The sequence below is a fragment of the Paenibacillus sp. Y859 genome, assembly GCF_056786405.1.
The window spans coordinates 234,636-256,648 of sequence record NZ_JBXCIZ010000004.1; the positions used below are offsets into that span (position 1 = coordinate 234,636).

Genomic DNA, 22,013 nt, shown 5'->3' on the forward strand with positions numbered 1-22,013 from the left:
CAGGTATACAATATAGGTTATAATTTAAGCTAAGCAGTGATTATATTTCGGCGGAGACGGATACCATAAAGTGATACGAAGTATCGATAGTATCATTTGTGAATAATAGTGCATGTATTCTTATATTTCTCGCAGAAGCAGATACCTGCTAGCGATACGAAGTATCGTTAGCCACCCTATTAAGGACGGCAGAGCCAGTTCTATATGTGAAGTAAATATTGTTAACGTAAAGGAGAATTAGTTATGTCAGAAGCGATTACTCAGACAACGTCTGAAGCAACAGAATCTCAAACCTTATCTACAAGCCGTGAACCTAATGATGTAATGGAGCAATTATTGAAACCTGAGGTTCAGCAATCCCTAACTGCTTTAATTGAGCAGTTGCCTAAATTGACTGAGATAGTCAATGTATTGACGAAGTCGTATGATTTCGCTCATTCCGTCGCTACCGATGATGTGTTAAAGAGTGACACCGTAGGTGCAATCCAAGAAATCGTTGGACCTGTGAAGGACTCCGTGAAGAATATAGCGGTAAACGTGATAGAAGCGAAGGACCGTGCCGAGGTAAGTCAAGAAGCCATCGGCGTTTTTGGTCTGTTAAAAATGCTTAAAGATCCACAAGCGCAAAAGCTATTTCGCTTTGTCAACGCTTATCTTCAAGTTAGTGAAGAACGTAGTAAGAAGTAAATCCTTGTACAATAACTTAATAAGAGCGGAGGACACAAGATGTCACAACATATTGTTATATTAGGTGCGGGTTATGGTGGACTTTTAACGGCTTTGAGTCTTCGCAAGTATTTAAGTAAGGCTGAAGCCAAAGTGACGGTCGTAAACCAGACTTCAACACACCAGATTATTACAGAATTACATCGGCTTGCTGCTGGGAATGTTGCACAAGAGGCGATTTCTATGCCATTGGAGAAACTTTTCAAAGGGAAAGATATCAATTTGAAAATCAGCAAGGTTCAGTCCTTCTCAGTAGACAATAAAGAAGTTAAACTTTCAGACGGAACGACGTTAACTTATGATGCACTAGTTGTCGGATTAGGAAGCCAAACGGCCTTTTTCGGTATTCCAGGGCTTGAGCAGAATAGTATGGTCTTGAAATCTGCAGCAGATGCGAACAACATTCATAAGCATGTTGAAGATCGTATACGTGAATTTGCCAAAAGTAAGAATGAAGCTGATGGAACGATTGTTATTGGTGGGGGCGGTCTATCGGGTGTTGAGCTAGTTGGCGAACTTGCTGATGGTATGCCTGCACTTGCCAAAAAATTTGGTGTAGATCCTAAATCTATCAAGTTATTACTCGTCGAAGCGGGTCCTAAAATTCTTCCTGTGTTGCCAGACCACTTAATTGAGCGCGCAACGAAGAGTCTGGAATCGCGTGGTGTTCAATTCTTGACAGGTCTTCCTGTCACGAATGTTGAAGGAAATGTGATTGACCTGAAAGATGGTCAGAAGATTGTTGCCAATACATTTGTATGGACGGGTGGAGTACAAGGCAATCCTCTAGTGGGCGAATCAGGACTTGAAGTGAATCGCGGACGTGCAAGTGTGAATGAATATCTTCAATCTATTTCTCACCCAGACGTATTTGTTGCAGGGGATAGTGCCGTCTACTTTGGACCAGAAGGACGTCCATATCCACCTACTGCTCAGATTGCTTGGCAAATGGGAGAATTGATTGGTTACAACTTATTCGCTAAGCTTAATGACAAGTCTATGGAGTCCTTTAGTCCAATTGACTCCGGAACCCTTGCAAGCTTGGGTCGTAAAGACGCTGTTGCAACGATTGGGGCTAACTCAACTCCTCTTAAAGGGATGCCAGCTTCTCTTATGAAAGAAGCAAGTAATATTCGTTACTTGTCACATATTAAAGCACTTTACAGTTTGGCATATTAAAGAGGAAGTTTAAACAGGAGTCCTCTGTATACTACACAAGAAAACAGTAAGCCAAAGAGAATGAATAACTTTGGTTTACTGTTTTTTGTAACTTCCATCAATGGCATGCCCAATAAAAGGATTATCCGAGTGTTTTATGCACTCCATTTTGTAAGTTTACTAACAATGTTAACTGGATATAGGTTAGAATTGAATAAAGAAAGCAAAATAGGAGTTGTAAACATGGCCAAAGAAGAAGTGATTTTAACACAAGATGGATTAGATAAATTAGAGTTTGAACTTAGGGATCTCAAAACCGTGAAACGTAAAGAGTTAGCAGAGCGTCTTAAACTAGCGATTAGTTATGGCGATTTGAAAGAAAATAGTGAATACCATTCTGCCAAAAACGATCAATCCTTCATGGAAACTAGAATAAAAATATTGGAAAAGATGCTAACTAAGGCTGTTGTTGTCGATGCAGGCAGCTTAGATTTATCCATTGTCAATGTGGGTACTACGGTCATCTTGAATGATATTGAATTCTCCGAAAAAATCGACTATCAAATTGTAGGTCCAGCTGAGGCAGATGTTCTGAACAATAAGATTTCCTATGAAAGTCCTCTAGGTAAGGAACTCATGGGTAAAAAGATTGGCGAAGTGATTCATGTAACTGCACCTATGGGAATTATTAAATATGAATTACTTGAAATCAAAGTTTTGTAACAAAGATGCGATGACTATGACTCATTCTCTTCAGATGCTCCAGTTTATTCTAGGCTCGTTGTATGTCTACTAAGTCGATGTTTCCCAATCTGGTTGTAATTTCATTATGAAGAGGTACTAAGTGATATGGATAAGGCCTAACTCATTAGAGGTATAGGCTTTATTTGTCGTGGACAATGGTTCTACCATTCAGGCAGAATTTTAACATCTCGACTTTTGATGATATATTTCTTATATTTCCAATGAAACGGGTGCCGTCCTTAAAAGGGACGGCGAAGCCGTTTCTACTTTTGTGTTCACAAATAATGATTGCAAATGAAATCTTCTAATCAAGCGGAGTAAATATTAGCATGGCTATCGTGATGGTGAGAATTAATAATTTGAGTGTAGTTTCCTAGAAGTTCCTCGAAGATGGAGTCCCATGAGCGAGTAAGCGCTACTCGACGCGCTTCGTTGCTCAGTGTAGATAACTGTTCTGGATTGTCTACATAATTCCTAATCTCTCGAATAAACGATCCTGAGTGGCCAGGCTCACATAAGACTCCTGTACGCCCGGGTACAACTATCTCTCGAACTCCACCAGCATTTGCAGCAATGACGGGTAATCCTGAAGCCATGGCCTCGAGCACGACGTTGCCGAATGTCTCGGTGCTCGATGGAAATACGAATATGTCTGCTGAGGCATAGAGCTGCGCAAGTTCTTCACCTTGTTTGTATCCGGTAAAAGTTACATTGGAGGGCACTTGTCCACGCAGTTCAGGAAGAAGCGGACCATCCCCCACAACGAGCCAGTGGACACGTTCCATTAATGATTGAGGTAATGTTCGCATGATAGTAGATAAAGTATCGATATCCTTTTCCGGGGCGATTCTTCCGACATAGAGTAGTAAGATAGGTTCAGTAATTTGGTATCGTTCTCTAATACTTGAGTTGCGCTTCTTGGGTGTGAATAGTTGACAATCGACTCCTCTAGACCACAGCTTCAATCGATCAACCCCTTGGGATTGAAGTGTTTCGATGGTATCGAGAGATGGAGCGAATGTGGCGTCGCATGATCGATGGAACCATTTGATATAAGACCAGTAAAAGGGGATGAGTGCTTTCATCCGGTAGTACTCGAGGTAACGGTCGAAATGGGTGTGATAGGAAGTGACATAGGGTAAATGATGACTTTGGGCGTAACGGAGACCGCAGAGACCGAGGTTGAATGGTGTAGCTAAATGGATTAAATTAGGGCGGAAGCGATCGAGTTCAGCGCGTATGGCCAATAGATTCGGTAGTGCAAGTCTACACTCAGGATAGAGAAATAACGGAATACTGGCGATGGGGCGGATTGGATTAGCATAAATATCCTTTGGGGAGCATTTAGGTGCAAATATGAGATGCTCTATACTCCGGCGCTGCAAATAATCGGTCAGTCGCTGAAGCGTGTTAGCCACGCCATTCAGCTGCGGAACAAAAGTGTCGGTAAATAGTGCAAGTCGCATATAGCCCTCCTTGAGTTCCATATTTAATACGATCATAACAGGAATTTGTTAGAGAGATATTAAGCCGCTGTTAAATGTATTGTAAATGACGGTCTTATAGCGGTGGAAACCAGATATGCCTGAGATCCACCCAACCCTGACTATTAAAAGTCACACCACGTACGGAGGGAAGATAGGCGGTCTGAACTGGTTTTTCATATAAAATATGCAATTGATGCTCCTGGATGAGACGAGTTTCAATCGCTTGGAACAATTGAGCACGAACTAGAGGATCAGATTCTCGTGTTACGTGAAGAAGTGCTGTTTCAATATCTACCCTTGTATGAGGCTCGACGTGTTCGGACATCGTTACATAGAGATCGAGTAGACGAAGCTGCTCATCCTGATCACGAATGAAAGAGAAGACAATAAGATCTGATTCCAAACGGACGGAACCTTTGAACTCCTCTGGGGAAGTAGAGACGATGTTGCACACATAACCGAAGTTGGCTAGTCTATCCGCTATGGAATGGGCATCCTGTCGATATTGTGGAATGGTGGAAATTTGTAGAGTAATCGGTTGCTCCATCACGGCATCATGTACTAGATGAATCGGTTCACCGCGTAGACAAGATAGCATATGAGCTCTAATGGCTGGATCATTTAAAGGTCCGGTTTTTTTTGTGTTACAGGTAATGAATTTTCTCACGGAAGCTTTGGAATGGATCTGACTCCACGATTGCCCTTCTGCTGAGGATGGATTATGAATAATGTGAAAAGGAGACAAAGATTCCGTATGATCACGTTGTTCCTTCCCCATACGCCAAGGGATTTGGATAATTTCCACACGGTCTAAATGTGCTCTCTCCTGAAAATAATGAGTGAATACCTCCAATACGCAGACACTGTCATTAAATTCCGTCACCTTAAAAGGCCCCGTGCCAATAGGTTTAACCCCAAACCCCTTCTCCCCCAATTGATCTAAGCCCCGCGGAACGATGGCAGCACGGCTTGTACATAAAAAGGATAAGAATAGCTCATTCGGTTGTTTTAATTCCATGCTTACTGTGGTGGTGTTGACGGCTCTTACAGATTGTATTTGTTTGAAAATAGTGCTGTACAACGTTCTTTGCGAAGTCTCCATTAACCGTTCAAATGTAAACACAACATCTTCCGCAGTCATTAGAGTGCCATTATGAAATAGGACTTCTTTGCGTAGAAAGAATGTCCACTGCGTACGACTAGCATCCACTTCCCAGGCATGAGCGATATTCGGAAGAATCTCATGCGTGCTGCTCGACCTCCTAACGAGACCATCAAACACATGGCTAGAAACGAAAGATTCAGCTAACAGATTCATATATAAGGGATCTACCGTATGAAGTTGCTGACGAATGGGTAGACGGAGAGTATCAATCTGTTTCTCGCTTTTCATCTCGGAATGATGTCCGAAATAAGTAAGCAGCCACTCCTGTAGTCGATCTTGCATCGTCGATGATCTGGCATGGACTCGAATCTGATCAATAGCATGTTTGAGATCTTGCCGACTGATCGCTTTCATCATCGATTGCGCTGCTATTTCTTCAGGATCAATCAGGAATCGCAAGGTAGATCTGTTCCCTCGTCCACGCTGAGATAGCCAAAGAACCCAACCGTGTTCCACCATTTTGCGAATGATCGTAGATGCATTACGGTGAGTGCAGTTCAGTGTGATAGCTAACTCGTCTAAGGTAACCCGAATATCTTCAGAGTTTCCATAGTGGGAATACAGGCGTAGGAACTGATTATGTAGCTTCATAATTCGATTCACTCCTAAAATAGGAAGTTTTATAATAATTACTTCTCTTTATCTTCTTATTTTATCATCTAGAATAAGGTTTAGAAAGTATGAAATGGGGGATTACCTGTGATTCATAAGATGAAATCGAGAATAGATCGACCTTTAGTTGCCCTTATGGGTGCGCTCGTTCTAGCTATGGCTCATCATTATTTATTCTATGGACATCAGTTTGGCGTATCATATCCTATGTTTGTGGGGCTTTTTTACTTGTATATGTTCTACAATGCAAAGGATCAAATGGCTAAACCAGCATGGTTCGGATGGGTGTTATTTGGAGCCATTCTGTTACTTTCTTTGACGTATGCCTTATTTCAAAATCAAATCTTTCGAGGGCTCAACTTTATGGTGATTCCTTCACTAATATTCGTACATATGGCCTATACGTTTAGTGTAAGAAGGCCTTTATGGCATAAGCCGCAGATCATTTCCACATCACTAGATCATCTTATTGTGCAAAGCTTACGACATGTTCCAACCGCATTTAGAATGGTGAAGACATCAGCAACTAGCACCATGGGAGAGCGACGTAAAGCGGTCATAGGTAAAATATTGATGGGACTTGCCATTGCGACGCCAGTATTAATCGTTGTCATCAGCTTATTATCGTCCGCAGATGGCGTATTCGATGAGATTCTCTCTGGAATTCCTGACATGTTGAACAACTTTTCCATAGGTGAGGGCATCTTCCGATTTATCTGGGTATGTATCGTTTGTATTTTACTATTTGGCTACTTATGGGGATTTATTGACTCCAAGAAGTTCGATTGGGGACATGAAGTGGAGATTGATCACAGGACAGGTGATGCCATCGAGCGTTCATCCGACCCATTCAAGCTGGTGCTAGATCCTATCATCGCGGTCACCGTATTAGTAGCGATAAATATAGTATATGTCCTGTTTGTTGTTGTGCAATTCTCGTATTTATTTGGTGCATCGGAAGGGACGTTACCGGCTGGAACTTCCTATGCAGACTATGCTAGAAGCGGGTTCCTTGAGCTTGTAGCCGTAACGACAATCAACTTTATCCTATTGATGGGTACTCTCATCTTTAGTGAGAAAGAGCGTAATCTATTACAGAGAATAAACAATATCATGTTGTACATACTGGTTGCATGCTCTTGTGTGATGCTGTACTCCGCCTTTATCCGACTGGTCCTGTATGAACAGGCATATGGCTATACATATATTCGATTTCTTGTTCATGCGTTCATGATTTTTCTAGCCGTATTGTTGATTATTGCAGCACTTCGAATTCACTTTTCAACGATCCCATTGGCTAAGATCTATATCGTTCTTGGTTTAGTATCTTATGTAATCCTTAACTATGTGGGAATGGACATCATCATAGCAGAGAATAATATGGCTCGTTACCAAGAAAGTGGAATGCTCGATGAGGAGTATTTGCATAGTTTATCTACAGATGCGATTCCTACACTTATTCACTTTAGTCGTGAAGAACTCGGCATTATGGATGAGCATTTAACCTATCAACGGAAGGAATTGTCTGAGATAAATGATGATTGGCCTTCACTTAATCTATCTGTATACCGGGCGGGGAGAGCGCTGAAGGAATATTTATCCGAAGGGAATTAGATCATGAGGTGATATTGTTTGTTAGAGCAAATAATGCTTATTTCGCTGTTTACATTTATCATTCATCTATCAGAGACATTGACATATTCTCTTCGCTTAGCAGGAGTACGTTTAGGGAAATTAGCAGTTGCCTTATCGTTAACTGGAATAATACTCTTAATTTCAAGAACAGCTAACATGGTTCAAGCCCCGCTTACCGGTAAAATCATAGACTTCGCCAAACATAATGCGGATAATAATCTAATCTATCAGTTACGAATGATTATTGGTGCATCCACTTTGGGGACATTGGTGGCTTTAATCCTGTTCCCATCCGCTGTATTGCTTTCATCTAGGGTAATATCCAAATTAGAAATATCCGGTTCCATACCACAAATGATTCGATCATCGGTTTCTTTTCAAAAGATGAATAACGTACGATATCATTTGGTTCTCCCGAAGTTATCGATGTTGTCCCGATTAAGAATCGGAGGTATTCCTAAAAGATTAGTGTTACTTAATTGTTTAGTAACTGCCATTTATACAATAGGAGTATTGGCTGCTCTACTTGCATCAACATTAACACCAGAATACGCGATGGCAGCATCACAGTCTTCAGGTCTAATTAATGGCATGGCGACTATTTTACTGACCATACTCATTGATCCACAGATTGGTCTAATGACGGATAAAGTACTTAGAGGAGAGAAGGAGGTCGCTGAACTGAATAAGATCTTCGGATTATTAATGATATCTCGATTAGTTGGTACGGTTCTAGCACAGCTATTATTGGTACCAGCAGCTTCTTGGATTACATGGATGGTATCCATTCTATAGTTACCAAGTAAAAGATGAATCATTTACTTTCGTCTTTTTTTTGCATGATCAGATCCATTTTGTTATCTATAGCATCCAGCCTTTTCTTAATATCTAATTGACTTTGAATTGTTTGAGTAGAATTTGTTAGTAATCTTCTAATGAATAGAACAAGTGAAACAACGAATAAAGTAATTAATCCAAAAATAATGATTAATAAAATCGATCCGACAATTCCTACACCACTGCTCATAAAGTTACTCATCTCCCTTAGTATACATTTACTTATTATACCACTATAACCTATCTTGATATGTCATATATACATCTTACTAGAAGTTAAGGGGGACTTTATATTGGGCTTTAAGAAAGCTACGAAAGGAATTGAAAGGAGATAACATTGGTGGTTCTCAAAGATGGATATATTCGTTATGGAAATACGGCTGTTTATTTTAAATTGGATAACGGAGTTTTGCGGAAGTATGGGGGAAATGGGGTTCTCGAAATGTCACTAAATAATAGATATCGTAAACTAAAGACAGTGCCGGGTATGATTATGCTGTTTCTATTCATTACGATAGGAGCTACGTATTATCTGAAATTCCATAAAGAGAGTTTAAGCAAGGTGTTGCCTATGACGAGTATTATGAAGCTGGATGATGAGAACAACCGTTATCAGATTGAAGAGGGAAAGCTACAAGTGACTTATGATAATGGACATGATTGGAATTACGTACCTGTTTCTATAGATGAATTATTTGCGGGTGATTACAGTGGTTCTAAAAAGGCATTGATAGACGGGAGCTATGTGATTACACAAGACAGGACAGCATTTGTAATTGGTGAAGAAATTGTAATTGATGGTGATTACTCATCAACTAACTTTATGGTTCTACAATCTACAGACAAAGGGAAGACGTGGAATAGGACATATATCACTAATTCTCCCGGTGTCAGAGCCCGACTTCTTGGGTTTACTTCTGAGCAAAATGGCTATTTAATAATAAGTTATGATCGTACTATGGGCTTCGAGGTTAGTACTATTTACAAATCCAATGATGGTGGACAAAACTGGATGAAGGTAGGCACCGTCAACAACACAAATAGACATATAACTAGCGGTAGCTTTATCAATGACCATATTGGATTTATTTCTTTTGGTTCCATATCAGTGAATTTCACACCGGAAAGACCAGATTTTTATCGAACCACGGATGGCGGGGAAAATTGGGATGAGATAGAGATACCCATTCCTACAGAATATAAAGGAATCTTTACAATAGCAGAAGTACCTACCTTTGATGGATTGCAAGGTACATTGCTTGTGAATCAGGGACCCAATGGAGATTATCAAGGTGGTAAAGTGCTTGCAAAATTTACGACGATAGATGAGGGAGCCAGTTGGTCTTTTGTCGACGTAATTGATCATTAAGTGATTGCTTTATGGTTATTATTTTGATTTTAGCGAGGATGGGGCGAAACGATATTTGATGGACGATCAGCAAGTAAACTCAGCATGCGAGGTGTGGATTCCAATTCAAAGAAAAAGCTGAATTTATGTTTGTAAAGAAACTGTAAGCATTTAAAATGCTACATACAGAACAACAGCAGGCATAGAATAACCAATTCTATGCCTGCTGTGTTTATAGATGATCTATTAACTTAAAGCACCCAATCCGAAACGTACTCTCGTGTCTGCCCATCCATCGTTATGGTAGTCTTTAACTTGTATATGTTACTCATATCCGACTTAGAAAGGCATAGTTGGTGCATTTCTTGACCGCGCACAGCAAGGGTATTAGTTAGTGTAGCTTGATCTAGTAGTGATCCATCTTCTGCATACAGGGATACCGTCATCACATACTGGTGACTGGAGGCTACATCTTTGTTGATTACCCCAATCTGCGCGACAAGGGGCTTGGTCGGGAGCAGGCTGTCTCTGCGTAACGACGGTCGTATGCTCAGCATATCAGGGGCGACTAATGTAAGAACAAGCCCCATTGGAGCGGTAAATCCATCCCCCGCCACGACCTCAAGCACATGTTCGCCGGACTCAAGCACAATACGCCCCATCGAATGAGTGTCAGAACCCTGTCGAGTTCTATCTGAATCACAAGAGATTGGACCAGATATATCACGTCCATTACACTTCAAAGTAAACTTAACGTTATGATTGCCATTGACTGTGGTATCGTCCTGAGAAGGCAGTGCTATATCATATATTCCGCTTTGTTCAACGAATATATCTATACGTTCCGATTCTACAGATGACAGGATGGTAACGACACCCGGGACAGATACTGGATCGTATGAATGATCACTTAATTGCACCGACGTACCTAGGGCCTTTCCGCCATAGTAACTTTCTGTAGGTCCAAGGTAGCTTGGTTCTAAATCACCATGATCTATAACGATTTTCTGTAGAACCGCAATTGGATCGACCATCCAAACGGTTAAGGTGTGATAACCTAGCTCGGCAATATGATGTACACTCTTAGCTGTACGTATGTTGTGGATGACACTTACTTCCCAGTCCCTCTCATGGAAGGAGCCATCAGTCATCCGTAACACCGCATCGCATATTTCTACTGGCCCATCATCGAAGGAGACCCCTAGTCTTAGTCCCATTCCCGGAACGAAGTCATTTGATGGCGCAAGAAATAGTGACACCGTGACTTCCCCTGGCTGAACTAGATAGACTTGATATTCCAGACGTGGAGATTGCTCTGGCACCGGTGGATTCGCGCAAGGAGTTGTGACAGGGAAGACGGCCATCGAGGAGAGAGTTCGACCGTAGCCGTCGATGCGCTCCCACCCAGCACTAGATGCGGCTATCTTTCGAGTATAGTTCTCTGCTTCAATAGATACATATCCATTACTCTCCATGTGCCCAATTAGCGTCTCACGCTGTGGACTTACGGGATGGAAGATACTCACCTGGATGTTGATTTTAACGTCATCAGCTCCGATGACGGTGATTGTTTCGGTAACAGCCTCACCTTGAGGAGCTACCTCCCAATCAATGTCTACCCAGATCCGTTTCTGTTTCAGAACCTGACCCTCTGATGAAGATACCGTAATCCAAGGGACATCTACATGAACGCTGTAGTCAAAGGGAGACGAGCGTTTATTGAATATTTCGAAATATCGCTGCTCCTGCGTGAACACATCGAATCCAGGCAATGCGCACAACGAATCACTACCATTGCTTGGCCATACATGTATGGAACCTTCCACGGCAACGCCCATTTCCGCACCTTCTTGTTCTTCTATACGCCCAACCTCTGGCATGATGTTATGAGGTGGCTGGTTCCAATACGTATACCCGATATGCGTCTGGTCCATCATATGATCCCACTTGCCCAACGATAGTCGTTTGTTATAGTCGAATGTGAGTTCTTGATCTGCTTCGAATAGAAGCTCGGCAGCGCGTGCCTCTATATTAGCGATGACCCGGCCTTGTTGAGCATACAGCTTACTTTTCTCGGCACGAATATGTAGCTCGAGTACTTGGGCTGAAGCCTTTACAGGGTAGAGTACTAACTGGAAGAACGTATCTTGCAGATGCCCTGGAAGCTGATCAAATAATCGTTCTGCTCGGACGGTAATATCACGGAATTCCGCGACAATGGTTTCGGCTTCTTGGAAGTTGATAAGGCTGTAAAGATCAACGGCATTTAACAACTCCGGTTTTAATCGACCATTATATTTCGTATAACTCTCCAGTAGATGGGCAATTTCATCAGCATGTTCAGCACCGAACTGACGATTCACCCATTGGAGTGTATACGAATGGAAGTTATCCTTCGTGAAAAGTTCAATATTCCAAGCCATACGTAGGAAATATTCCATTGGAAATTCCATAGGCTTCAAATCGCCGACATTAACAATCCATATTCGGTCAGCACCGTATTCATATGCTTTGTGCATTTGCTCCCATATTTTCTGAATCGGTACGGTGTTAAGCCATTTATAAGAACGAGGACCACCAACATAATCGAGATGGTAGTATACGCCTGCTCCACCAGAGCGTCTACGTTCATCGTCAGTGGGTACTCTACGCAGATTACCATGGTTATCATCTGACCAGAGTAACGTAATGTCATCTGGCACCCTCATCCCATTCTCATAGTAATCCTGAACTTCTTTATAGAGAGCCCACAGTTGAGGGACCTGTGTAACATCGGAATTCATCTCGGTAGCGATAATTTCTCGCTGATCTTCCACAACATGTTGCAGGAGATCTACCTTTTCTTCAAAATTCAGGTGTCCGCCCATCGGTTCATCCCCATCCCCACGCATGCCAAGCGTAACAATGGTCTCGTATTCACGACTACGTGAGATCCCTTCTTTCCAGAAACGGTACAGCACGTCACGATTCAATGAATAATCCCATGGACCTTGTTTATGTATCTTCCAATCTCCGTGCGGACGAAGCATCGGTTCATGGTGAGATGTGCCAATGACAATACCGTAGTAATCAGCTACCTTAGGATTAAGAGGATCATCCTCGTGGAAGGTGTTATCCCACATCGCTGGCCATAGATAATTCGCCTTAAGACGTAGAAGTAACTCGAATATACTCTCGTAGAAATCATGATTCATATCATCATAATTAGAGCGAGCCCAAGCCATGAGTGAAGGGCCTTCATCGTTAAGAAAAATACCTCGATATTTCACCGACGGTTCTCCCTGCTTGTACAGACCTGGTTTAACATACAATTCACTTTGTTGAACGGTCGGAACGTCTGCCCACCAATGCCAAGGCGACACACCGATGCTCTCAGAGACATCATACATGCCAAAGATCGTACCCCTCTTATCGCTTCCAACGATGACGAGCGCATAGTCTATGCCCGGAAGTGGGTTGGTTACCGTCTGGATCACAAAGGACTCCCACTGGCCCTGCACACCGAGAGTATCGATTTTTCCATCCGCAATGAGTTGATCAATGAGTGGACTCTGACCGATGGTTCCTATCAGAACGACATGACCGGATAACTCGGACATCTCACTAACTAGCTTAGCCGAGTGTAGGGTAACCCTAGTAATATCTTTACATAAGTCTTTGGCTGCGCGCGTGACTCCTGGGTCTTCAGTTGAAGAAATATAGAGATTAGCAACCTGGCCTTGATGAACTAGTTGGAAATAGTCTTTCTCCATATGAGAACAGATATAGTTATGATTAAACATGAGAACCCCCCCTCGTGAAAGAGTTATTTTGGTAAATTTCCGAACAACATCTATTTGATCATGTTATCATATTTGTACAGTAGTAGAGTACCGTATAAACTATAGTATTCACTTTGAGAAGTGATATTTACATGGAGAGTTTTTAAGAGTCTTTTTGAAATAGTTACATGACTGCAGAGAGGGGAGCACATAATGTTTAAAGTTATTATAGTAGATGATGAAATGTTTACCCGTAAAGGGTTAATTAAATTGATCGACTGGGAAGCTTGTGGGTTCGAAGTTGTAGGGGAAGCTGACAATGGAGAAGATGCATTAGAATTGATAGGAAGAATTGAGCCTGATCTAGTCATTACGGATATCCGTATGCCTGTTCTTGATGGACTGGAACTTATAAGAAGGGTTACTGAGGAAGAGGCTGCAGATCCCGTGTTTATTATCATTAGCGGATATGATGATTTTAATTATGCTCAGAAGGCAGTGAGATATGGTGTGCATGATTTCATTCTTAAGCCCATAGACGAGATTGAATTCACTGAAACGCTTCAAGCACTAATGATGAAGCTAACCCGAGATCAAGAGGATCGTAGTATTAAGGATAACCTGTTGACCGGTGCGATGATAGAGACACTTATTCTAGATCATCCAGACGATGCTTTCTTGGCTGAATGGGAAGATCGGCTGATGTTGAAAGAAGTGAGTGGACTATATTATATGTTTGCTGAGTTAAATGATATTCATCTTGCAACGGAAGAGGGGATGTCTCCAAGCCTTTCAGTATTCAGGGAAATTCTGCAACGGACTCTCCAACGGATCACAGGGGGCGGACAGCCCTTCTATTTACATGAGCATCGTAACCGTATTGGTTTCATCATTCCAGACAGTATGCTTCAGCCCTTCCAAGGTAAGATTGGGCCATTCGTAGAAGTTCTGTTGGAACAGCTGAGGAATGAATGTGGTTTCAGAATTTTCTTGTATGCAGGCTGCAAGGTAGAGTGCCTAACGAACATACGTGAATCATATCGAAGTGCTAAGGAAGCGCTACAATACAAATATGTGCATGATGATACAGGTATCGTTATTCATGATGAAGGGTCCATGCAGGCGCTGCAATATATGAGTCTGGACGATAAGCTGTATAGCCAACTGGTTGAACAGATTGAGGAGATGGCATTTGAAAATTTGAACAAAACGATTGATGAGATATTTGATAACTTCCGTGACAAATGCTATGCACCAGAAGCAGTGAAAACGAATATCCATCAATGCGTGACGATGATCGTTAGAATCATTCATGAAATGGATGGTGATAAGCAGGAAATCACTACATTAGAGATGCTATTGGACTGGCATGACTTGAATCTGTCTCTTAGCGAGTTAAGAAGAATCTTCATGAAGTTCGCGGAGGAGAGTGGTCGGTATATTGCTAATCTCCGGAAAAAACAGCAAGGTGGCGATATTCCGAAAATTAGGTCATATATTGAAGCGAATTATCAGGAAAATATTAGTCTTAAGTCCATTGCGGCGGTATTTTATATTAATCCAGTATATCTAGGTCAGGTTTTTAAGAAGACATACGGGATGTATTTTAACGATTTCTTGCAACAATTGAGGGTTAATGAGGCGAAAAGGCTATTGCGGCAGACTGATCTACGTATTTACGAAGTGGCTGAACGGGTAGGATTTGGAAACAGTGATTATTTTGTAACCCGATTTGAGAAGATTGAAGGCGTTACCCCAAGTGAATATCGTAACAGTTTAATAAAGGGGGGGAAGTCCCAAAGGACGGCTGAATGAGACTTAGTCTGAATAATATTCGCATGCGTGGTAAAATGTTGATCATTTATTTTTTATGCGTATTCGTGCCACTCTTAATTATTAGTTATATTTTCTATTATACGACGACCAATAATATGAAAGATCAAATTATTGAAGATAGCACTCGCGCTATGGAGCAGATAAAGAACGAGTTCGCAAAGGAAGTCGAAGGCACGATGGAAATATCATCCTTGTTCTATATGGATCATCTATTAAATGAAGTTATTGATACAGAATATACTCATCCTGCTGCGTACATTGGAGCATATGACGGCTATCTGCGCCGAATTCTAAATGCATACAGCCCTGTATATAATGCGGTGGGGGAGATCACGATCTATGTGAATAATCCGACGTTATTATATTCTGGCGGGGTTAATATGATTGATGAGCGAGTGATGGAGAACGAGTGGTACGAGCAGATTGTGAGTAATCGTTGGTCTCAACCGATCATCGTGCGGACAGGTGGTGGCGAGTCGATGAGAACGTTCAGCGTCATTCGCAGGATGGATTCCTTTTATTCGCAAAATAATTATCAGAAGATCCTAAAAATTGATATGAAAATGTCGTCTATAAAACAGATATTTAGCAATTTGAATTTACAAGGTAGCACTTATCTATTGGACGGAAACGGTCAGATTCAGTATACAACGGATCCGAGCATCGATATAGACAAGGAGCCTGTAGCTTTCAATACGATAGAATCTTCTGATGATCAGATTGAATTTCGCACGAAATATACGATGACGAATGATCTGAATGGATGGAGCATCGTAACAAGGGCTTCCAAGGAGGAAGTATTCAAGGAAGTACATCAATCGCGTAATTTCATCATTCTGATTACAATCATGAATACGCTTTTACCTACTTGTATTATTATCTGGGTCACTCGCTCACTGAACGTACGGATTATCCGTATTTTGAAACATATGAAGAGGGTTAAGAATCAACACTTTGATATCATTAAGGAAGATCATTCTCAAGATGAGATTGGTCAATTGACGGAAGAGTTCAATCGAATGACTCTCCAGATCGCCAATTTAATTAATGATGTGTACGTGGCAGATATTCAGAAGAAAGATCTCGAGATTCAACGTAGGCATGCTCAACTTAATGCTTTGCAGAGTCAGATCAATCCTCATTTCCTCTTTAATGCACTAGAGACTATCCGAATGCGTAGTGTCATGAAGGATGAGAAGGAGACGGCTCATATCATACAGAACATGGCAAAGATATTCCGCAACTCGCTTATCTGGAAGAAGGATATGATTACGCTCAAGGAAGAGCTTGATTTCATTCACTGTTTTCTTGAGATTCAAAGATATCGTTTCGGAGATAAGCTTGATTATACTGTGCGAGTCGAAGAGAGTCTGTATAAGTTCCTTATTCCTAAGATGTCTGTCTTAACATTCGTGGAGAATGCGAGTATTCATGGAATTGAACCACTGAAGTCAGGTGGACAGATTGTGGTGGATATTAAGCGGGATCGAAACGATCTTGTTTTTCTTATCCAAGACAACGGTGTGGGGATGGAACATGAGAAGATCGAGCGGCTTTACAGTTATATCAAGGAAGAGGAAGATATGGGCGAAAGGGTAGGTATACAGAATGTAATCTATCGTCTTAAGCTATATTTCGGTACACGCTTTGAGCTAGTGATCGATAGTCATCCTGGAGAGGGAACTCAGATTATGCTCACAATCCCATTAGAAGAATAATGAAGTATCTATAGTTTTCTAAGTGTCAACTTTAGAATGGTGGGTAAACGTAATAAAGTCGCTGATCTATAATGAATATGAAAGTGCTTACAAAACAATCATAGTTCGAAAGGGGATTGTCATGAGTATGGGAAAGAAACAGATAGGCTTGATTTGTCTAGCGGCAGTTATGATGGGGACTATTCTAGCGGGCTGTTCCGGTAATAATGGGAATACAGCAAGTGGGGGTAACACGGGTACTGCGAAAGATCCGGTAGCAACAGAGCAAAAGGTAGATAAGGTTACTTTCAGTTATTTCAGTGCAGCAGCAGGGAAAGATGTTAACACGAAAGACACAAATATTGGAAAAATCTACGAAGATCAGACGGGTGTGAATTGGAAAATTGAGCATCTCGTAGGTGATGAGAATACGAAGGTTGGTACATTTATTGCCAGTAATGACTTTCCAGATGTCATCGTACCAGGAGAGTCTATTGATAAGATTGTTGATGCAGGTGCGTTCATCCCTCTCAATGATTTGATCGAGGAACATGGTCCGAACATTAAACGAGTATATGAACCTTATTTCAACTTAATGAAGGATGAGGAAGGTAATATCAACTTCCTACCATTCAGTGCAACCGTAGGCGAGTTTCAGCCAGAACCCAATATAACACAAGGTGCATTCTGGATTCAACGTCGGGTGTTGAAAGAAGCTGGATACCCAACAATTAAGACATATGATCAATATTTGAACTTAATTCGTGATTATGTTGCTAAGCATCCTGAAGAAGATATGATTGCTTACTTGGCACTGACTTCACAAGACCAGTTCTTCGCTTTCACTAATCCACCAATGCATTTGGCAGGCTATCCGAACGATGGTGGCACTATCATTGATATGGAGACTCACCAAGCAAGTGATTATGGAGACGATGTAGATAGCACTAAACGTTATCTTCAAGAATTGAACAAGCTCAATGCTGAGGGACTTTTCGATAAGTCATCCTTCGTGGATACGAAAGATCAATATATTGCGAAGCTTGCTTCCGGTAAAGTTCTTGGATTCTTTGACTACAAATGGCAAGCGGCAGATGGCATGAATAGTCTTCGTGAAGCTGCAGTAGCAACGGGTAACGATGATCTAGATTATATGGCACTTCCTATCGTATTTGACGAAGACATAAAGGATCAATATATTGAGCCACCATCCTTTGTAAACAATCGGGGTATCGGTATCACAGTTAGTGCTAAGGACCCAGTTCGTATTATTCAATTCTTCGATAATATGCTAACTGATGAGAACCAAGTTCTCAACCAATGGGGAATTGAGGGTGAGACCTTTGGTGTTAATGAGGAAGGACGCTTCCACCGTACAGCAGAACAAATTGTACAAACGAATGAGAAAGCGTTTCAACAATCATTTGGTTTCACCTATTTCAATTATAGCTGGCCAATGTATGGTGGGGGATCATCGTATACGGATGGTAACTCTGTAAGTCCAGGAACTCAACCAGAAGTTGCACAAATGTCATATACTGATGGTGATAAGAAGTTGTTGGAGGCTTACAATATTGAATCCTTCTCTCAACTTTTCTCTGCACCAGATGAACGCCCTTGGTATCCTGCATGGAGCATTGCGATTCCACAAGGATCAGATGCGCAAGTCTTCGAACAGAAGAGAAGTGACTTACAACGCAAATACTTCCCACAACTAGTCCTTGCAGCTCCTGCTAGTTTCGAGAAGATTTGGACCGAATATTACACAGAATTTAACAAACTAGATGTTAAGTCATTTGAAGATGTAATTAATGCTGGAGTAGCTAAAAAAGTAGAAATATTAACAGGTAAGTAGAACGATTGTTGGAGAAGGGAAGGGGAGTTGTCTAGATTTGGTCGACGGCCCTTCCTTTCTCATTTATCGATTCTACGGAGGATAGAGAGGAGAATATACTGTGAGCAATAGCACTCCAATAGTACCACATGAGTTTCCAACGATAGTTGATACACCAACAGGATGGAAACTTTTCTTGAAGAGAATTCGTCAGCAGAAGGTATTGGTATTCATGTCCGTTCCTTTTTTAATCTGGTTATTTGTTTTTAAATATGTCCCTCTTTGGGGCTGGACCATTGCTTTTCAGGATTTCAAACCAGCTAAAGGCTTTACGGATCAGAAATGGGTTGGTCTAAAGCATTTTAGTTTCTTATTTCAAGATAAACATTTCCTATTAGTACTTCGGAATACATTAGCCATGAGCTTTATAAACCTTGTATTAGGATTTTGTACAGCAATTATTCTAGCGTTACTACTTAATGAACTACGTAAGGTGATGTTTAAAAGGGTTGTACAGACTATCAGTTATCTACCTCACTTTATATCATGGGTAGTTGCTGCCAGTATTATCACTACCGTGCTATCAGCAGACGGAGGAGTTATTAACGAATTGCTTATGTGGGTTGGTTTTATCGATGAGCCGGTCCTATGGCTTGGAAAAGGTGAATATTTCTGGGGAATACTCGGTGCTTCAGAAGTCTGGAAGAATGTCGGCTGGAACACTATTATATATTTAACGGCAATAACATCGGTAGATCCGTCACTATATGAGGCTGCAGAAATCGATGGAGCAGGGCGTTTCAAGAGGATCTGGCATATTACACTACCAGGTATCAAGCCTGTTATTGTTATTCTAATGATTATGAATATTGGTAACTTACTTGAGTCTGGATTCGAACCGCAATACTTGCTCGGCAACGGGATGAATATCGACTTCTCTGAGAACCTAGATATCTTCGTACTCAAATATGGTATTCAAATGGGTAACTTCTCATTATCTATTGCAGCTGGAATGTTCAAGACTATCGTCAGTTTTATTTTGTTATTCAGTGCTAACAACATCGCGAAGAAATTGGGCGAAGATAGACTTTTCTAAGGAGGATTTATAATGGCAAAGACAGGACAGAAATATGCGCGTTTCAAATCCCCTGGGGATCGGGCTTTTGACACCTTCAATATTCTAATGATGTTATTACTAGTCGTAGTGACACTATATCCCTTTATTAATACATTAGCGGTTTCACTCAATCAGGCGAATGACTCGATTAAAGGCGGTATCTATTTATGGCCTAGAGAATTCACGTTAGAGAACTACAAATATATTCTAAAAGAATCATCGATCTACCAAGCGACCTTTATTTCAGCAATGAGAACGATCATAGGTACGGTAACCTCCGTATTATGTTGTTCTATGGTAGCCTATACGATCAGTCGTCCGGAATATGTACTACGTAAGTTTGTATCTCTTGCTTTTATCCTTACCATGTATTTCAGTGGTGGATTGATTCCTAACTTCTTACTTATTCGTGAACTAGGTATGATTGGTAGCTTCTCTGTATATATCATTCCTGGATTGATCGGAGTATTCAACGTTATCGTTATCCGTTCGTTTATTGAGGGATTACCTGAAGGAATCCTTGAATCAGCACGGATCGATGGAGCAGGGGAATTCACAACGTTCTTACGTATCGTAGTTCCATTATGTGTACCTGTACTTGCAACTGTCTCACTCTTTACGGCAGTGGCTCAATGGAACTCGTGGTTTGACGTGTTCCTCTACAACTCATCTTATCCTGAGTTAAGTACGCTACAATATGAGCTTATGAAGATATTGCAGAACTCAGGTGCATCTATGAACTCTCAGGATTATTCAACCATGTTCTCTACTGGGAGTATAGCCAATCAAGTTACACCAACATCTATTCGTGCTACGATGACAATAGTTGCCAGTGTTCCGATTATGTTGGTGTATCCATTCTTACAGAAGTACTTTGTTCAAGGGATGACTATTGGTGGCGTAAAAGGATAAGGAGGAGATACTTTATGACGATTACAGGAGTGCGTAAGGAAGCGAAGCTGAAGGAAGTATTCGCTGAGGACTTTCTGATTGGGGCAGCGGTGAACCCTAAGACGATTATTACTCAGAAGGAATTGCTAGCTTATCATTTCAATAGCATTACAGCGGAGAACGAAATGAAGTTCGAGAGTCTACACCCAACGGAGGACACATATACATTCGAGTTGGCAGACCAACTGGTAGACTTCGCACGGAGTAACGATATGTCGATGCGAGGACATACGTTAGTCTGGCATAATCAAACAACGAATTGGTTATTCGAAGACAAGAATGGCAAGGCTATTGATCGCGAGACATTACTTGGGCGAATGAAGGCGCATATCGATACGGTAGTAGGTCGATATACGAATGACATTTATGCTTGGGATGTAGTGAATGAGGTCATTGCGGACGAAGGGGAAGAATTGCTCCGGAAGTCGAAGTGGCTAGATATTATTGGACCTGATTTCATTGCCAAAGCATTCGAGTATGCACATGAGGCTGATCCGAAAGCGTTGTTATTCTATAACGATTACAATGAATCTCATCCGCTTAAGCGAGATAAGATTTATAAGTTAGTGAAGTCACTTCTTGATCAAGGAGTGCCGATCCACGGTGTAGGTCTTCAAGCGCATTGGAATTTATATGATCCATCACTAGATGATATTCGTAGTGCGATTGAGAAGTATGCTTCCCTTGGTCTGAAACTGAACTTTACAGAACTGGATGTATCCTTATTCCGTTTCGATGATAAGCGTACAGATCTGACTGCTCCTCCAGAGGATTTGCTAGAGATGCAAGCAGAGCGATATGATGCGATGTTCAAGCTAATGAAAGAGTATCGAAGTGAAATCACTTCTGTTACCTTCTGGGGAGCGGCTGATGATTACACATGGTTGGATGATTTCCCAGTACGAGGACGGAAGAATTGGCCATTCCTGTTTGATGAGTTGCATCAGCCGAAGGCTGCCTTCAATAGACTTGTGGGACAAGAGAAATAGGCTTTAGACAAGAAGAAACGGCATAGCCGTATTTATCCGTGATGCCGGTCTTCGTGACCGGCATTTGTTGTATAATATAATATAAATCCTACATTTAAATACAAGCTTATGATACC

At 41.4% G+C, this 22,013-nt stretch carries 16 protein-coding genes; 12 read left to right on the forward strand and 4 right to left on the reverse strand.

Annotated elements, in window-relative coordinates; all coding sequences use genetic code 11:
• Positions 1–243: 243 nt before the first annotated feature.
• From AC1TO8_RS12160 to greA, 3 genes are all read left to right on the forward strand, one after another.
• Positions 244–687 carry a helical membrane plugin domain-containing protein gene (locus AC1TO8_RS12160; protein ID WP_482055874.1) on the forward strand — a complete coding sequence of 148 codons (444 nt, stop codon included), beginning with the start codon at positions 244–246 and terminating at the stop codon, positions 685–687.
• A 39-nt stretch (positions 688–726) separates the two neighbouring features.
• Positions 727–1,905 carry an NAD(P)/FAD-dependent oxidoreductase gene (locus tag AC1TO8_RS12165; RefSeq protein ID WP_482055875.1) on the forward strand — a complete coding sequence of 393 codons (1,179 nt, stop codon included), beginning with the start codon at positions 727–729 and terminating at the stop codon, positions 1,903–1,905.
• Between the two features lie 222 nt (positions 1,906–2,127).
• A complete protein-coding gene (gene greA, locus AC1TO8_RS12170; RefSeq protein WP_482055876.1) occupies positions 2,128–2,607 on the forward strand; it encodes a transcription elongation factor GreA in 480 nt (159 codons plus the stop codon).
• A gap of 329 nt (positions 2,608–2,936) precedes the next feature.
• On the opposite strand, the gene AC1TO8_RS12175 is transcribed toward greA, so the two are convergent.
• Both AC1TO8_RS12175 and AC1TO8_RS12180 read right to left on the reverse strand, forming a co-directional pair.
• On the reverse strand, positions 2,937–4,094 hold the full coding sequence (locus AC1TO8_RS12175) for a glycosyltransferase family 4 protein (protein ID WP_482055877.1): 1,158 nt from the start codon (positions 4,092–4,094) through the stop codon (positions 2,937–2,939).
• 94 nt (positions 4,095–4,188) lie between these two features.
• A complete protein-coding gene (locus AC1TO8_RS12180; protein WP_482055878.1) occupies positions 4,189–5,871 on the reverse strand; it encodes an ABC transporter substrate-binding protein in 1,683 nt (560 codons plus the stop codon).
• 108 nt (positions 5,872–5,979) lie between these two features.
• On the opposite strand from AC1TO8_RS12180, the gene AC1TO8_RS12185 reads away from it, so the two are divergent.
• Together AC1TO8_RS12185 and AC1TO8_RS12190 are read left to right on the forward strand one after the other, a co-directional pair.
• Entirely contained in the window at positions 5,980–7,506 is a 1,527-nt protein-coding gene (locus tag AC1TO8_RS12185; RefSeq protein ID WP_482055879.1) for a DUF4153 domain-containing protein, read from the forward strand.
• Between the two features lie 18 nt (positions 7,507–7,524).
• On the forward strand, positions 7,525–8,322 hold the full coding sequence (locus AC1TO8_RS12190; RefSeq protein WP_482055880.1) for a lipid II flippase Amj family protein: 798 nt from the start codon (positions 7,525–7,527) through the stop codon (positions 8,320–8,322).
• A gap of 19 nt (positions 8,323–8,341) precedes the next feature.
• On the opposite strand, the gene AC1TO8_RS12195 is transcribed toward AC1TO8_RS12190, so the two are convergent.
• Positions 8,342–8,554, reverse strand: coding sequence for a DUF4083 family protein (locus AC1TO8_RS12195; protein WP_482055881.1), 213 nt, complete (start codon positions 8,552–8,554; stop codon positions 8,342–8,344).
• A 150-nt stretch (positions 8,555–8,704) separates the two neighbouring features.
• On the opposite strand from AC1TO8_RS12195, the gene AC1TO8_RS12200 reads away from it, so the two are divergent.
• Positions 8,705–9,733, forward strand: coding sequence for a WD40/YVTN/BNR-like repeat-containing protein (locus AC1TO8_RS12200; RefSeq protein WP_482055882.1), 1,029 nt, complete (start codon positions 8,705–8,707; stop codon positions 9,731–9,733).
• Positions 9,734–9,963: 230 nt separating this feature from the next.
• Here AC1TO8_RS12200 and AC1TO8_RS12205 read toward each other — a convergent pair whose 3' ends face one another.
• Positions 9,964–13,494 (reverse strand): glycosyl hydrolase 115 family protein, encoded by a 3,531-nt coding sequence (locus AC1TO8_RS12205; protein WP_482055883.1) that lies wholly within the window; start codon positions 13,492–13,494, stop codon positions 9,964–9,966.
• A gap of 192 nt (positions 13,495–13,686) precedes the next feature.
• Between AC1TO8_RS12205 and AC1TO8_RS12210 the strand changes: the two genes are divergently transcribed.
• From AC1TO8_RS12210 to AC1TO8_RS12235, 6 genes are all read left to right on the forward strand, one after another.
• The gene (locus AC1TO8_RS12210; RefSeq protein ID WP_482055884.1) at positions 13,687–15,288 is read left to right on the forward strand and encodes a response regulator; all 1,602 of its coding nucleotides are present in this window, start codon (positions 13,687–13,689) and stop codon (positions 15,286–15,288) included.
• Between the two features lie 23 nt (positions 15,289–15,311).
• The gene (locus tag AC1TO8_RS12215) at positions 15,312–17,027 is read left to right on the forward strand and encodes a sensor histidine kinase (protein ID WP_482055885.1); all 1,716 of its coding nucleotides are present in this window, start codon (positions 15,312–15,314) and stop codon (positions 17,025–17,027) included.
• A 127-nt stretch (positions 17,028–17,154) separates the two neighbouring features.
• On the forward strand, positions 17,155–18,861 hold the full coding sequence (locus AC1TO8_RS12220) for an extracellular solute-binding protein (protein ID WP_482055886.1): 1,707 nt from the start codon (positions 17,155–17,157) through the stop codon (positions 18,859–18,861).
• Between the two features lie 211 nt (positions 18,862–19,072).
• Positions 19,073–19,936 carry an ABC transporter permease gene (locus AC1TO8_RS12225; RefSeq protein ID WP_482055966.1) on the forward strand — a complete coding sequence of 288 codons (864 nt, stop codon included), beginning with the start codon at positions 19,073–19,075 and terminating at the stop codon, positions 19,934–19,936.
• 12 nt (positions 19,937–19,948) lie between these two features.
• Positions 19,949–20,869, forward strand: a complete 921-nt coding sequence (locus AC1TO8_RS12230) for a carbohydrate ABC transporter permease (RefSeq protein ID WP_482055887.1) — start codon at positions 19,949–19,951, stop codon at positions 20,867–20,869.
• A gap of 14 nt (positions 20,870–20,883) precedes the next feature.
• Positions 20,884–21,897, forward strand: coding sequence for an endo-1,4-beta-xylanase (locus AC1TO8_RS12235; protein ID WP_482055888.1), 1,014 nt, complete (start codon positions 20,884–20,886; stop codon positions 21,895–21,897).
• Positions 21,898–22,013 lie beyond the last annotated feature (116 nt).

What these genes read in the sequence shown, in the direction of transcription:
- AC1TO8_RS12160 (WP_482055874.1), top strand. Translation starts at nt 244, where the DNA reads ATGTCAGAAGCGATTACTCAGACAACGTCTGAAGCAACAGAATCTCAA.
- AC1TO8_RS12165 (WP_482055875.1), top strand. Translation starts at nt 727, where the DNA reads ATGTCACAACATATTGTTATATTAGGTGCGGGTTATGGTGGACTTTTA.
- greA (WP_482055876.1), top strand. Translation starts at nt 2,128, where the DNA reads ATGGCCAAAGAAGAAGTGATTTTAACACAAGATGGATTAGATAAATTA.
- AC1TO8_RS12175 (WP_482055877.1), bottom strand. Translation starts at nt 4,094, where the DNA reads ATGCGACTTGCACTATTTACCGACACTTTTGTTCCGCAGCTGAATGGC.
- AC1TO8_RS12180 (WP_482055878.1), bottom strand. Translation starts at nt 5,871, where the DNA reads ATGAAGCTACATAATCAGTTCCTACGCCTGTATTCCCACTATGGAAAC.
- AC1TO8_RS12195 (WP_482055881.1), bottom strand. Translation starts at nt 8,554, where the DNA reads ATGAGCAGTGGTGTAGGAATTGTCGGATCGATTTTATTAATCATTATT.
- AC1TO8_RS12205 (WP_482055883.1), bottom strand. Translation starts at nt 13,494, where the DNA reads ATGTTTAATCATAACTATATCTGTTCTCATATGGAGAAAGACTATTTC.
- AC1TO8_RS12210 (WP_482055884.1), top strand. Translation starts at nt 13,687, where the DNA reads ATGTTTAAAGTTATTATAGTAGATGATGAAATGTTTACCCGTAAAGGG.
- AC1TO8_RS12215 (WP_482055885.1), top strand. Translation starts at nt 15,312, where the DNA reads ATGCGTGGTAAAATGTTGATCATTTATTTTTTATGCGTATTCGTGCCA.
- AC1TO8_RS12220 (WP_482055886.1), top strand. Translation starts at nt 17,155, where the DNA reads ATGGGAAAGAAACAGATAGGCTTGATTTGTCTAGCGGCAGTTATGATG.
- AC1TO8_RS12225 (WP_482055966.1), top strand. Translation starts at nt 19,073, where the DNA reads ATGTCCGTTCCTTTTTTAATCTGGTTATTTGTTTTTAAATATGTCCCT.
- AC1TO8_RS12230 (WP_482055887.1), top strand. Translation starts at nt 19,949, where the DNA reads ATGGCAAAGACAGGACAGAAATATGCGCGTTTCAAATCCCCTGGGGAT.
- AC1TO8_RS12235 (WP_482055888.1), top strand. Translation starts at nt 20,884, where the DNA reads ATGACGATTACAGGAGTGCGTAAGGAAGCGAAGCTGAAGGAAGTATTC.